This is a genomic window from Nocardia sp. NPDC127579 (genome assembly GCF_042672005.1).
GTDB lineage: Bacteria > Actinomycetota > Actinomycetes > Mycobacteriales > Mycobacteriaceae > Nocardia.
Window position 1 is genome coordinate 269,754 of the sequence record NZ_JBHXVZ010000005.1, and the last position, 12,584, is coordinate 282,337.

At 69.3% G+C, this 12,584-nt stretch carries 13 protein-coding genes; 2 read left to right on the forward strand and 11 right to left on the reverse strand.

Going from position 1 to position 12,584, the window contains the following annotated elements:
- Nucleotides 1–727 precede the first annotated feature (727 nt).
- From fmt to ACFVMC_RS19385, 5 genes are all read right to left on the reverse strand, one after another.
- A complete protein-coding gene (gene fmt / locus ACFVMC_RS19365; RefSeq protein ID WP_379212009.1) occupies nucleotides 728–1,651 on the reverse strand; it encodes a methionyl-tRNA formyltransferase in 924 nt (307 codons plus the stop codon).
- Nucleotides 1,651–2,217: a peptide deformylase gene (gene def, locus ACFVMC_RS19370; RefSeq protein ID WP_379212011.1), complete on the reverse strand. Its 567-nt coding sequence runs from the start codon at nucleotides 2,215–2,217 to the stop codon at nucleotides 1,651–1,653. The genes fmt and def overlap by 1 nt, the downstream gene beginning before the upstream one ends.
- Before the next feature lie 205 nt (nucleotides 2,218–2,422).
- A complete protein-coding gene (locus ACFVMC_RS19375; protein WP_379212013.1) occupies nucleotides 2,423–3,451 on the reverse strand; it encodes an esterase/lipase family protein in 1,029 nt (342 codons plus the stop codon).
- 57 nt (nucleotides 3,452–3,508) lie between these two features.
- Nucleotides 3,509–4,153 carry a PadR family transcriptional regulator gene (locus ACFVMC_RS19380; RefSeq protein WP_379212015.1) on the reverse strand — a complete coding sequence of 215 codons (645 nt, stop codon included), beginning with the start codon at nucleotides 4,151–4,153 and terminating at the stop codon, nucleotides 3,509–3,511.
- 121 nt (nucleotides 4,154–4,274) lie between these two features.
- On the reverse strand, nucleotides 4,275–4,835 hold the full coding sequence (locus tag ACFVMC_RS19385; RefSeq protein WP_379212017.1) for a TetR/AcrR family transcriptional regulator: 561 nt from the start codon (nucleotides 4,833–4,835) through the stop codon (nucleotides 4,275–4,277).
- Nucleotides 4,836–4,910: 75 nt separating this feature from the next.
- On the opposite strand from ACFVMC_RS19385, the gene ACFVMC_RS19390 reads away from it, so the two are divergent.
- Both ACFVMC_RS19390 and ACFVMC_RS19395 read left to right on the forward strand, forming a co-directional pair.
- Nucleotides 4,911–5,744, forward strand: coding sequence for an NAD(P)H-binding protein (locus tag ACFVMC_RS19390; RefSeq protein WP_379212019.1), 834 nt, complete (start codon nucleotides 4,911–4,913; stop codon nucleotides 5,742–5,744).
- Between the two features lie 44 nt (nucleotides 5,745–5,788).
- A complete protein-coding gene (locus tag ACFVMC_RS19395) occupies nucleotides 5,789–6,157 on the forward strand; it encodes a hypothetical protein (RefSeq protein WP_379212020.1) in 369 nt (122 codons plus the stop codon).
- 254 nt (nucleotides 6,158–6,411) lie between these two features.
- On the opposite strand, the gene ACFVMC_RS19400 is transcribed toward ACFVMC_RS19395, so the two are convergent.
- The 6 genes from ACFVMC_RS19400 to mihF form a co-directional block, all read right to left on the reverse strand.
- Nucleotides 6,412–8,508 carry a primosomal protein N' gene (locus tag ACFVMC_RS19400; RefSeq protein WP_379212432.1) on the reverse strand — a complete coding sequence of 699 codons (2,097 nt, stop codon included), beginning with the start codon at nucleotides 8,506–8,508 and terminating at the stop codon, nucleotides 6,412–6,414.
- A gap of 21 nt (nucleotides 8,509–8,529) precedes the next feature.
- The gene (gene metK / locus ACFVMC_RS19405) at nucleotides 8,530–9,744 is read right to left on the reverse strand and encodes a methionine adenosyltransferase (protein WP_379212022.1); all 1,215 of its coding nucleotides are present in this window, start codon (nucleotides 9,742–9,744) and stop codon (nucleotides 8,530–8,532) included.
- 273 nt (nucleotides 9,745–10,017) lie between these two features.
- The gene (coaBC, locus tag ACFVMC_RS19410) at nucleotides 10,018–11,244 is read right to left on the reverse strand and encodes a bifunctional phosphopantothenoylcysteine decarboxylase/phosphopantothenate--cysteine ligase CoaBC (protein ID WP_379212024.1); all 1,227 of its coding nucleotides are present in this window, start codon (nucleotides 11,242–11,244) and stop codon (nucleotides 10,018–10,020) included.
- A gap of 45 nt (nucleotides 11,245–11,289) precedes the next feature.
- Nucleotides 11,290–11,565: a DNA-directed RNA polymerase subunit omega gene (gene rpoZ, locus ACFVMC_RS19415; protein ID WP_356978162.1), complete on the reverse strand. Its 276-nt coding sequence runs from the start codon at nucleotides 11,563–11,565 to the stop codon at nucleotides 11,290–11,292.
- Nucleotides 11,566–11,607: 42 nt separating this feature from the next.
- The gene (gmk, locus tag ACFVMC_RS19420) at nucleotides 11,608–12,189 is read right to left on the reverse strand and encodes a guanylate kinase (RefSeq protein ID WP_379212026.1); all 582 of its coding nucleotides are present in this window, start codon (nucleotides 12,187–12,189) and stop codon (nucleotides 11,608–11,610) included.
- Between the two features lie 8 nt (nucleotides 12,190–12,197).
- The gene (gene mihF / locus ACFVMC_RS19425; RefSeq protein ID WP_209891251.1) at nucleotides 12,198–12,521 is read right to left on the reverse strand and encodes an integration host factor, actinobacterial type; all 324 of its coding nucleotides are present in this window, start codon (nucleotides 12,519–12,521) and stop codon (nucleotides 12,198–12,200) included.
- Nucleotides 12,522–12,584 lie beyond the last annotated feature (63 nt).

The window sequence follows — 12,584 nt, forward strand, 5'->3', positions numbered from 1 at the left end:
CACTGGTTTGCGGCTTCGGGATTCCAGTCGGTCACGTTCCCGCGATTCATCCGAGGCGAATCCTCGGTCCGCCCTGCCGCCGGAGCGGGCGCGATCGGTGGGCGGCTGATCGTCGTAGGACCAGCGGCGGCGGGTGTCACCGTCCGGGGTTGCGTCACCTCGGTTCGGGTTCTGGGCGCGGGCGAGCCAGCCGCCGTCGAGTGCGCCGGTGCTCGGCTTGCGTCGAGTACTACTCGCCTGACTCGGCTCCTGCGCACCGGTCGAATTCGCCTTCGCCGACGCCTTTTTCGCCGCCCACGAACCAGGTTCGGTCTCTGCCCCTGCCCGCTGACCTGGCGCGGCACCCTTCGCTACCCGCTGACCCGGTGCGGCGCCCTTCGCTGCCCGCTGACCTGGCGCGGCGCCCTTGGCTGCCCGCTGACCCGGCGCGGCACCCTTCGCTACCCGCTGACCCGGCGCGGCGCCCTTCGCTGCCCGCTGACCCGGCGCGGCACCCTTCGCCGCCCGCTGACCCGGCGCGGCACCCTCCGCTGCCCGTCGACCCGGCGCGGTGCTCTTCGCCTCCCGCTGCCCCGGCATTGTGCCCTCGACTGCCCGCTGACCTGGTGTGGACGTATCCGCTGCCCGCTGCGCCGCAATCCGGCGCCGCCTGTCCTCTGCGCTCACGCTCGCACCTCCCTGGTCGTCGGTTCCGTCACTGTCTGTGGGCGCCGATCCGTTTTACGGTTCATTCGACTACCGCGCCGGGTTGGAGGCGGGCGCCGCGGGCCCAGTCGAGGGCCGGCATGAGGCGTTTGCCGGGGGGTTGGACCTGGGTAAGGCGGACGGCAGTGGTGGCGGTGCCGATGTAGACGCCGGACTTGCGCACCTCGATGGTGCGGGGTGGCAGCTGTTCTTCGACGAGCTCGACCGGGCCGAGTTTGAGGCGGATGCCGGAGACCTCGGTCCAGGCGCCGGGGGCGGGGGTAACCGCGCGAATGCGGCGGCTGATGCCCAGGGCGGGCTGATCCCAGCGGACGTGACCGTCCTCCGGAACCACCTTGGGAGCGTAGGAGACCCCCTCCGCGGGTTGCGGAACGGCTTGCAGCGCACCGTCTTCCACACCGTCCAGGGTGGTTTCCAGCAGGTGCGCGCCGCTTTCGGCGAGCCGTTCGAGCAGGATCCCGGCGGTGTCGGTGACCTGGATCTTCTCGGTCACCACGCCGAAGACCGGACCGGTGTCGAGCCCGGCCTCGATCTGGAAAGTGGAGGCTCCGGTGAATTCGTCGCCGGCGTCGATGGCGGCCTGTACGGGTGCGGCGCCGCGCCAAGCGGGCAGCAGCGAGAAATGCAGGTTGATCCAGCCGAACCGGGGAATGTCGAGCACCTGCTGCGGCAGCAGCGCGCCGTAGGCGACCACCGGGCAGCAGTCGGGCGCCAATTCGGTGAGCTGGTCGACGAATTCGGGTTCGGCGGGGCGGCGCGGCATGAGCACGGGGATGCCGTGCTCATCGGCCAGCTGCCCCACCGGGGACCGCTTGATCTTGCGGCCGCGCCCGGCGACCGCGTCCGGCCGGGTGACCACGGCGACGACCTCGTGCCGGGAGGACTCGATGAACCGGCGCAAGGACGGCACGGCCGGTTCGGGGGTGCCCGCGAAGACGATGCGCATCAGCGGCCCCGCCCGAACGGGTTCGCCTTGGCGGGTTCACCGGTACCGCGTGACGCGCGCACGGTGACACCCGCACTGAACCAGTCCGACTCGCGGATGCCGCGCATGGCGTCCTTGCGGTCGGCCGGGTCGAGCCGGTCGATGAACAGCACGCCGTCCAGATGGTCGGTCTCGTGTTGTACGCACCGCGACAGCAGGTCGGTGGCGTCGAATGCGACCGGCTTGCCGTCGATGTCCACCCCGGACACGTGAACCCGCAGTGCGCGCCGGACGTCGTAGCGCGCCCCCGGAATGGACAGGCAGCCTTCCGGCCCGACCTGTTCCTCTTCGCCGTCGACGGTGAAGACCGGGTTCACGACATGTCCTTGCGCGTCACCGGTGTCGTAGACGAATACCCGCAGCCCGACGCCGATCTGCGGTGCGGCCATCCCCACGCCGCCGTCGTCGTACATGGTGTCGGTGAGGTCGTCGACGAGCTGACGCAGCTCCCGATCGAATTCGGTGACCTCCGCGGCACGTGCGCGCAGGATGGGATCGCCGAACAGGCGAACGGGCTGGATGGTCACGGCTGCTCCCGGAAAATGGCGTGTGCGGTCGTCCCATTCTATGTGCGGGGTTTCCGCGTTCCCGCCCCGCTGCGCCGGGGTGCGCCCCGCCGGGAAAACAGGGGACGCAGATCACTCCGATGTCCCCGATTCGAGCCCGCTGACCTGGTATGAATCCAATTGCGGTCCGGGCGGGGTGCGTACTCCTCCGCCCGGCCGCCCGGATTCAGGAGTTGCCGGCGATGATCACCTCGGGGATGCCGGTGCCCAGCGGCACGGCCCGGCATACGGGTGCGGGTGCGCTCGGATCGAGCACTTGGCGCAGCAGATCCTGGATGAACTCGTCGTAGACCATATGGAAGTGGCCGGTCAGGTTGGCGGGGCACAGATCCTGAAGGACGAGATTGCGGGCGCCCGGCCCGTGCAGGGCGATGTTGTCGAACGGCTGGATCATCTCGTCGACCCGGCTGCCGATGGTGACGTAGCGCGGGCCCGGCACCGTATCTCCGCCCGCGTTGAGTTCGGTCATCACCGCGGAACCCTGGACCTGCTGCACCGCCGCCAGCGAGGTGACCTTCACGAAGACGTCCAGGACGCCCATCGCCTGGACGACCGGGACCAGCCCGTACATGACGCCGCCGTAGCTGGGCGAGGCCAGGCCCACCCATTGCCCGACCTTGGGCGCGCCGCCGAACTTGTTGACCCAGAACCGGGTGACGTTGGCGCCCTGGGAGAATCCGACCAGGTCGACCTGGTCGGCGCCGGTGGCCGCACGCACGATGTCGACGAAATCGCCGAGCTGGCGGGCGCTGACCCGCATGTCCTCGGTGCCGTAGGTGACCGCACCCGGCGCACCGCCGTAGTTCAGCGCGAACACGCAGAACCCGGCCGCCACCAGCTCGGGGCCGATGGCCGCGTAATCGGAGTAGGCGCTGGAATCGGTGCCGTGCGCCAGCACGACGGGCCGGGGATGCGCGGCGCTCGGCACGCATTCGAAGTTGTTGACTCCCAACGGAACCGCGTTGGGCCGGGTGCGCTGGTAGACGGCGGCCGCGAGGTGATCGGACTGGATCGGCCCGGGCACGGTCGGTATCTCGGCCGGGCGATAGCCCGCGACGCCGGCGACCGGTTCGGGATCGGCCAGGGCGGGCGCCGCGCCGGAGCCGAGCACAGCGGCTCCGGCTATCGCGGCGGCCAGCACGAGCCGACCGATCTGTGACTTACCCCAACCCCACGTGCCCTCAGGCTGTTCCATTCCCCAATTATTTAACGAAACGGAGTGAAATGCCTGCGCTCACAGCTGGATTTGTGCCTATGACTTTTCGGGGCTGTCGTCTTCGGCGAGAATCCGGTACAGCGCCCGGCGCGCCTCGGTGAGCACCTCGGCCGCCTTGCTCGCCTGCTCCGGCGTACCGGCCGCCGCCACCTGTGCCGCAGCACCCATCAACTGGCCGATCAGCGCTCGCAGGTCGATCGCCTGATCGCCCACGTCGCCCTTGACGTCCGCCCACGGATCACCCAGGTCATCGCGATGTTCGGCGACGTAGGCGGTGCCGGCCTCGGTCAGTTGCGCGGTCTTGCGACCGGCGACCTTCTCGATGAGCACCAGGCCCTCGTCCTCCAGCTGCGCGAGCGCGGGATAGATCGATCCGGGGCTGGGACGCCACACATCGTCGCTGCGTTCGCGAATCTGCTGGATCAGCTCGTAGCCGTGCATCGGACGCTCGGTGAGCAGCAGCAGTACCGCCGCACGCACATCGCCGCGCCGGCCACGACCACCGCGACCCCGGCCACGACCGAAATGCGGGCCGAAGCCGGGCCCGAAACCGCCGGGGCCGAATTCGGGACCGAAGCCACGACGGCCGTGCCGGTGATGGGGATGGTGCAATTCGGGGCCGAAATCACCCGGGTGGTGGCGGCGACCACGCCGCCCGAAGTCCTTGTTCTGGTTTTCCATATCTGCCTCCTGAGGCTTCCGTGTGTATCTCACGCTATCGACGATATATCGACAATCTATCCGACGCAAGCATGAAAAAGGCGCGGCCCGATCAGGGACGCGCCTTCGACACCGAGCGACACTAGAGCGAGTCGATCCATTCCCGCAGCCGCTCCCCCTCCGCGACCATCAGCTCGGGATCGCGAAAGGCGTTGGTGAGCATGGAAATTCCCTGGTAGGACGAGATCAGGGCGATCGCGAGACGCTGCGCGTCCGCGCGGCCAAGCTCCTCGAACTGAGTCCGCGACCAGTCGACCAGCCGTTGCATCACCTCGCTGGCGCGCCCCTCGAGCGGATCGTCGCGTTTGTGCAATTCCGCCGTCAGCGAACCGAACGGGCAGCCGAATCGGGCGGCGAGCTCACGCTCGGCCACCCAGCCCGAGACCAGTTCCCGCAGGCGTTCACGCGGATCCTCGAGGCGGTTCAGCTCGGCGGTCAGCTGATCCAGACCGCGCGCGTGCGCGCCGATGGCGGCCTCGATGAGCTGGTCTTTCGTCTTGAAGTAGTAGTAGACGTTGCCGACCGGGACATCGGCGACGCGAGCAATATCGGCGATGGTCGTCTTCTCCACGCCGCGCTCGTAGAAGACGCGCACGGCGGCATCGATCAGGCGCTCCCGCTTGCCGGGTACTGAGTTGGTCACCCAACTAACTGTAGACAACCGTCGCACCCCTCTGCTAACTTCTTGTTAGTCAGTCAACTAACTAAGGAGTTTGCAATGATCGTGGTGACCGGAGCTACCGGAAACGTCGGACGGCCGCTGGTGCGGATGCTGGCCGAAGCCGGAGCGAAAGTGACGGCGGTGGCACGCACCGCGCCCACCGACGTTCCCGAGGGCGTCCGGGCGGTCGCGGGCGACCTGACCGATGTCGCCGGGCTGCCGCTCGACGGCGCGGAGAAGTTGTTCCTGCTGCTGTCCCCCGGCTCGTTCGCCGCCGATATCCCCGCAATCCTCACGGCGGCAAAGAATTCCGGCGTCCGCCAGATCGTGCTGCTGTCGTCACAGGGCGTGGTGTCGCGGCCCGAGAGCGAATCGCACGGTCGATTCGGCAAAGCCGTCGAGGTCGCCGTCGAGAACTCCGGGATGGACTGGACCATCCTGCGCCCCGGCGGTTTCCAATCGAACACCTTCGCGTGGGCCGAATCCGTGCGCGGCGAGCGCACCATCGCCGCGCCCTTCGGCGACATCGCCATCCCGTTCGTCGATCCGGAGGACATCGCCGCCATGGCCGCCGCCGCGCTGCTGAGCGACGAGCACGCCGGACAGCACTACGTGCTCACCGGCCCCGCCCCGGAATCCCCCCGGGATCGGGCCCGGGTGCTCAGCGAACTCCTCGGCGAGCCGGTCCTTTTCACCGAGCAGACCCCGGAAGAAGCACGCGCCCAGATGCTTTCGTTCATGCCGCCGCCGGTGATCGACACCACCCTGGCGGTACTCGGGGCGCCCACCGCGGAGGAGCTCCGGATCAGCCCCGACATCGAGCGGGTGCTCGGCCGTGCGCCCCACCCGTATTCGGTGTGGGCCGAACGCAACCTCGCCGCGTTCCGCTGAAAACCCGATGCGCCCGACCCCGATCGCGATCTAGCGTTGCGCCCATGGCAATCAGCAAGAAGGGCCGACGCAGGATCGTGGTCGGGGGGCGCGAATATCTGTGGTGGGTGCGGACGGACTGGACCAGTCATCCCACGCCCGGCCGGCCCACCCTCACCGTCGCCTCCGAGGACCGGCGCTTCATGGTGCGCTACGTGCTCCACCAATCCCACGAGCGCCGCCACCTGATCGTCGTCGGCCGGGAGTTCCGCGGCACCGACCGCCCGGGCCCGCACCGCTACTACCCGTGCCCCGCCTTCGGCCCGGCCACCGAGTTCCGTCCCGCCCACGTCGCGGAACTCATCGGCTGGTGCACCGAGGCGGGGCCACTTCCGAAGGAGTTCGAGGCGGTAACCACAGCAGCTGTCGCCTAGGTTCCCGAGCGGTCACGGCGACGGCATCGGTAATGGCCGGTAGCTCGACCGAGCTACCGGCCATTACGCGTGGCATCACACGCGTGGTCACGACCTGCGCCGCGCGGCGACGAACACACGCGGATCCCATCGACACCACATGCTCGCCGCAACGAGCACACGGGCGCGATGGCGGCTACGCACACGCACCGGCGAGTACACAGACTCGATCGCACTTGTGCAGACGGTAGAACGTCTGTGATGTGGCGCGGGCGTCAGCCGATGTCGATGGGATCGATCTGGATCCGCAGCGGGGCGTCGGAGCGGTGGGTGCTGCGGATGGACTGGGCGGTGGTGAGGGCGCGGGTGAGGGGTGCGGCGGACCGGCGGGGGACGCGCAGCAGCATGCGCTCGACCTCGGCGGGGGTGTCGCCGCTGGAGAACGGTGTGCGGGCGCCGGGAGGGAGCGGAACGGGGCCGAGCACCTCGACGTCAGCGGGAAGCTTTGCGACGGAGAGGATTTCGGCGATCGACTCGGTGGTGCCGTCGATGGCGGCCAGCCGGACCGCCGGGGGGAAACCGACTTCGGCCCGGCTGTCCACCTCGAGGCGGGCATGGCCGACGGGGTCCCAGCGAATCAGGGCCTGGACGGTCGGGACCGACGGTTCGGCCATCACGATGACCTGCCCCCGAGCCCGGACCAGCGCCGCGGCACTCATCCAGCGGCGCAGCGCGTCCTCGGCGGCGCGGAGGTCGGCGCGGCCGAGCAGCGCCCAGCCATCGAGCAGCAGCGCGACGGCGTAACCGCCGGGGACCAGCGGTTCCGCGCCGACAGTGGCGACCACGACCTGCGGCCCGGGCTCCACGGTGTCCAGGACGGCACCGCCGCCGGAACCGCGGATCGGCACGCCGGGAAACGCGCGGCCCAACTCCTCCGCGGTGCGGATCGCGCCGATCACCACCGCGCGCAACGCGCGCGAGGCACAGGCCGGGCAGCGGTAGGCGGCCTCCGCGATACCGCACCACCGGCAGCTCGGGCTGTGTGCCTCGTCGGCGCGCGGGCCCTGCGGTAATGCCAAGGGGCCGTTGCAATGTCGGCAGCGGGCCGGTGTCCGGCACTTCGCGCACGACAGCGCGGGCACGTAGCCACGGCGCGGCACCTGCACGAGAACCGGCGCGCCTTCCTTCAGTGCCGCGCGCGCGGCCGCGAAGGCGATGCCGGGGATGCGGATCGCGTTGGCGATCGGGTCGCGTTCCAGAGCCCAGTCGCTGTCGCCCGGTGCGCTGATCCGCGGGGTCGCCTGCCGCAGCACATCCCGATCGGCCACCAGATCGTGCGCCCACCCGGAGTCGACGACGGCCTGGACCTCGGCTGTGCGCGCGAAACCGGCCGCTACGAACGCCGCACCGCTGTCGTGGGCGCGCAGCATCGCGACTTCACGCGCGTGCGGATACGGCGCACGCGGTTCCGCGTAAGTGTCGTCGCCGTCATCCCAGATGGCGATGAGCCCCAGGTCACGGGCGGGCGCGAACACGGCGGCGCGGGTACCGACCACGACCCGCGCACTCCCCCGCAGCACTGCAAGCCACCGCCGGTACCGCGCCGAGGGCCCCAGCCCCGCCGCCAACCCGACCGCCGAATCCCCTACCAGCCGAACGCATTCCGCGAGCAGCCGATCCAGATCCCGCTGATCCGGTACCAGCAGCACCGCACTGCGCCCACCCCGCACCACCGTCGCCGCCAACTCCGCCAGCCGCGCCGCCCAGTCCTCCCCCGGCAGCGCCTGCCACGCCGCCCGTACCCCCCGCCCCTGCCCCAAAGCCGAAACAAAAGCCGCCCCATGCGCATACCGCCCCCACACCGCAGCATCGAACTCGCCCACCTCGGCTACCCGCGAGCCGATCGAACCCCCCTGCTCTGTACGCGGATCACCGGCCTCCGCCGCCGACTCCTGGAGGGGGACACCCGAGGACGTCGCTGTCTTCTTGGCGGCCTTCGTCTTTCCCGTTTCGGCGCCCGCGTGGCGGGGTGGGATGGCAAGGCGGAGGACGTCGGCGCGAGTGCCGGCGTAGCGGTCGGCGACGGCGGTGGCGAGGGCGAGGGTTTCAGGGGTGAGTACGCGTTCGGGGGAGACGATTCGTTCCAGCGCTACGAGTTTGCCGGTGTGGTCGCTGTTTTCGAGACGTTCGAGGAGGTAGCCGTCGACCAGGCGGCCGGCGAAGCGGACGCGGACCCGGACGCCGGGCCGGGCGATCTCGTCGAACTGCGGCGGGACCAGATAATCGAAGTCACGGTCCAGGTGGGCAGGCGACAACAGCGGGAGCACCCGGGCGATCGGGTGTCCCGCTGTTGTCGGTGTCGGCTCCGCGATGTCGTCCACGCGGCCTGGGTTTTACAGTCCGGCGGCGGCGCGCAACTTCTCCGCGCGATCGGTCCGCTCCCAGGGCAGGTCGACGTCGGTCCGGCCGAAGTGCCCGTAGGCGGCGGTCGGGGCGTAGATCGGGCGCAGCAGGTCCAGGTCGCGGATGATCGCGCCGGGACGCAGGTCGAAGACCTCACCGATCGCGGCGGAGATCTTGTTCGGGTCGATCTGCTCGGTGCCGAAGGTCTCGACGAACAGCCCGACCGGGGCCGCCTTGCCGATCGCGTACGCGACCTGCACCTCGACCCGCTCGGACAGCCCGGCCGCGACCACGTTCTTGGCGACCCACCGCATGGCGTAGGCGGCCGAACGGTCCACCTTCGACGGATCCTTGCCGGAGAACGCGCCACCGCCGTGGCGAGCCATGCCGCCGTAGGTATCGACGATGATCTTGCGGCCGGTCAGGCCCGCGTCACCCATCGGGCCGCCGAGCACGAACTTCCCGGTCGGGTTGACCAGCAGCCGCACCTCGGAGGTGTCCAGCGGGTTGGGCAGCTGGAGATCGGCGAGCACCACGTCGACGACCTTCTCGCGGATATCGGGCGCGAGCAGATTGTCCAGGTCGATATCGGCGGCATGCTGGGTGGAGATGACCACCGTGTCCAGCCGGACCGGCACATCACCGTCGTATTCGATGGTGACCTGGGTCTTGCCGTCGGGACGCAGGTACGGCAGCACACCGGACTTGCGGACCTCGGTCAGGCGGCGCGAGAGCCGGTGCGCCAGCGAGATCGGCAGCGGCATCAGCTCGGGGGTCTCGGTGGTGGCGTAGCCGAACATCAGGCCCTGGTCACCGGCGCCCTGACGGGCGATGGCGTCGTCCTCGCCGCCGACGCGGGCTTCGTGCGAGGTGTCGACACCCTGCGCGATATCGGGCGACTGCGCACCGATCGCGACGTTCACGCCGCATGAGGCGCCGTCGAAACCCTTTGCCGACGAGTCGTATCCGATCTCGAGGACCTTCTCGCGGACGATCGTGGGGATATCGGCGTAAGCCGACGTGGTGACCTCACCGGCGACATGCACCTGGCCGGTGGTGACCAGGGTTTCCACCGCGACCCGGCTGCGCGGATCGGCCGCGAGCAGCGCATCGAGGATGGAATCGCTGATGGCGTCACAGATCTTGTCCGGATGACCTTCGGTCACGGACTCACTGGTGAATAGGCGGCTGCCAGACGTGCGCACAGTTGTTCCCTCTCCCTCAACGGGTCGTATTCGAGTCACGGCGAGTCGGCAGTGTCCGCACAGCCGCAACCCTTCTCAGACTATTCCAAACCATCGACACGACGATCCAGGTCGGATCGCTGTCAGGAGAGTGTTCGGCGCACCGTCATCTCCGGCGCAGCTTTTGCTGCGTTCGTATCGATCGCGCCGGGCTCGGCCACAGATCGTGTATTACTCAGCGGGTCAGCAGTATTCGCTACATCGACATCGCTGGTATCTCGACTGCATCCGGACCTACTTCCGCAGCAGCGGGCCGAGGGCGTCCAGCACCCGGCTCGCCAGCAGCGCCTTGGATCCATGGTCGAGAGCTTGTTCTGTGCCGTCGGCGCCGAGCAGCCAGCCGTCGTTGGTGTCCACCTCGAACGCTTTGCCTTCACCGACGGCGTTGACCACGAGCAGGTCGCAGCCCTTGCGCGCCAGTTTGGCGCGCGCGTGGGCGAGCACGTCGCCGTGTTCGTCCCCGGTTTCGGCCGCGAATCCGACGATCGCGGTTCCGGGCAGCTGTCCGTCCCGGCGCGCCTGCACCAGGCCGGCGAGGATGTCGACGGTCTTGGTGAGTTCGATGACGTCGGGTTCGCCGGCGCCCTTCTTGATCTTCGCGGCGGCCACGGTGGTGGGCCGGAAATCGGCGACGGCGGCCGCCATGATCACCGCGTCGGCGCCGACCGCGTGCTTGTCCACGGCGGTCTCGAGCTGGGCGGCGGTGGTGATGTGCACGAGTTCGACGGCCGCGGGGGCGGCCATCTCGATGGTGTTGCCCGCGATCAGGGTGACTTGGGCGCCGCGCTGGGCGGCGACCCGGGCCAGCGCGTAGCCCTGTTTGCCGGAGCTGCGGTTGCCCAGGAAGCGCACCGGGTCCAGCGGTTCGCGGGTGCCGCCGGCGGTGATCACCACGCGGCGGCCTTCGAGATCGCGCGGGATGGCGTCGGCGCGTTCCTGCAGCAGCGACGCCAGCGCGAAGATCTCCTCGGGCTCGGGCAGCCGCCCGGCGCCGGTGTCGGCGCCGGTGAGCCGCCCGTGCGCCGGTTCCATGACGATCGCGCCGTGCTTGCGCAGGGTCGCGACATTGGCCTGCGTGGCGGGGTGCTCCCACATCTCGGTGTGCATGGCGGGCGCGAACAGCACTGGGCAGCGGGCCGTGAGCAGGGTGGCGGTGAGCAGGTCGTCGGCGCGGCCCTGGGCGGCGCGGGCGATCAGGTCGGCGGTGGCCGGGGCGATGACGACGAGGTCGGCCTCCTGGCCGAGGCGCACGTGCGGCACTTCGGGCACGTCGGTGAACACATCGGTGTGCACCGGGTTACCGGACAGCGCCTCGAAGGTCGCCTTGCCGACGAATTCCAGCGCCGACGCGGTGGGGATGACCCGGACCTGGTGGCCGGTCTCGGTGAACCGCCGGACCAGAGCGCATGCCTTGTACGCGGCGATTCCGCCGCCGACTCCGACGACGATTCGTGTGGACACGGGCCCTCCGGCTACCTGATCAACGGACACGATCTACCGCCGAGACTATTCGCCTTCGGAATGCTCGAGCAGATCGGAGTGGATCTCGCGCATGGCGACCGAGAGCGGCTTCTCCTGCAGACCCGGCTCGACCAGCGGGCCGACGTATTCGAGGATGCCGTCACCGAGCTGGTTGTAGTAGTCGTTGATCTGGCGCGCACGCTTGGCCGCGTAGATGACCAGGGCGTACTTGGACGACGTGCGCTCGAGCAGCTCGTCGATCGGCGGGTTGGTGAGGCCGATCGGGGTGTCGTACGCGGGCACAGTCTTGGTGTCGCTCACTTAGGAGGCTCCTGGGAAGTCGGTTGGGGAGGCGCCGCGCGCCTACATCGAATTTGTGCTAACGAACAAGGATACCAACTGCTCACAGGCGCTGGTCACCTCGTCGTTCACGATGACGATGTCGAACTCGTCACAGGCCGCCATCTCGGTCCGGGCGGTGGCCAGCCGACGCTCGATCACCTCGGGTGTCTCGGTGCCGCGGTTGCGCAGCCGAGAGACCAGTTCGTCCCAGCTCGGCGGGGCCAGGAACACCAGTGTTGCTTCGGGCATCGCCGCGCGTACCGAGCGCGCGCCCTCGAGGTCGACCTCGACGAGCACGGGCAGGCCCGCTGCCATGGCGTCCCGAACCGGGGCGGCCGGGGTGCCCGAGCGCTGCAACCCGCCGTGGATATCTGCCCATTCGAGCAGTTCGCCCGCCTCGATCATGGCGTCGAACTCCGCTCGGGACACGAACCGGTAGTCGCGGCCGTCGACCTCCCCGGGCCGGGGGGCCCGGGTAGTCGCGGACACACTGAAGACCAGTTGCGGCAGACGTTCCCGCACGCACCGCACGACCGTGGACTTGCCCACGGCCGAGGGGCCGACCAGTACAACCAGCCGACCCTTCCGCGTGTGTTCGATCACCCTGGTAATCAGGAGGCGTCGAAGTCGAATCGCTGCAGCAGCGCCTTGCGCTGCCGGTCGCCCAGCCCGCGCAGACGCCGCGTGGGGGCGATCTCCAGCTCGCTCATGATTTCGGCTGCCTTGACCTTGCCCACCTTGGGCAGGGCCTCCAGCAGGGCCGACACCTTCATCTTGCCGAGGATCTCATCGGTCTCGGCATCCTTGAGGACGCTCTTCAGGTCGGTGCCGCCGCGCTTCAAGCGCTCCTTGAGCTCCGCCCGAGCGCGGCGAGCGGCAGCCGCCTTCTCCAAAGCAGCGGCGCGCTGCTCGTCAGTCAGCTGGGGAAGGGCCACGGTTCCTCCGTCTCATCGTTTATTGCATCAACTCCTGCCAGTAACCCGGCAGTCTCAGCGACC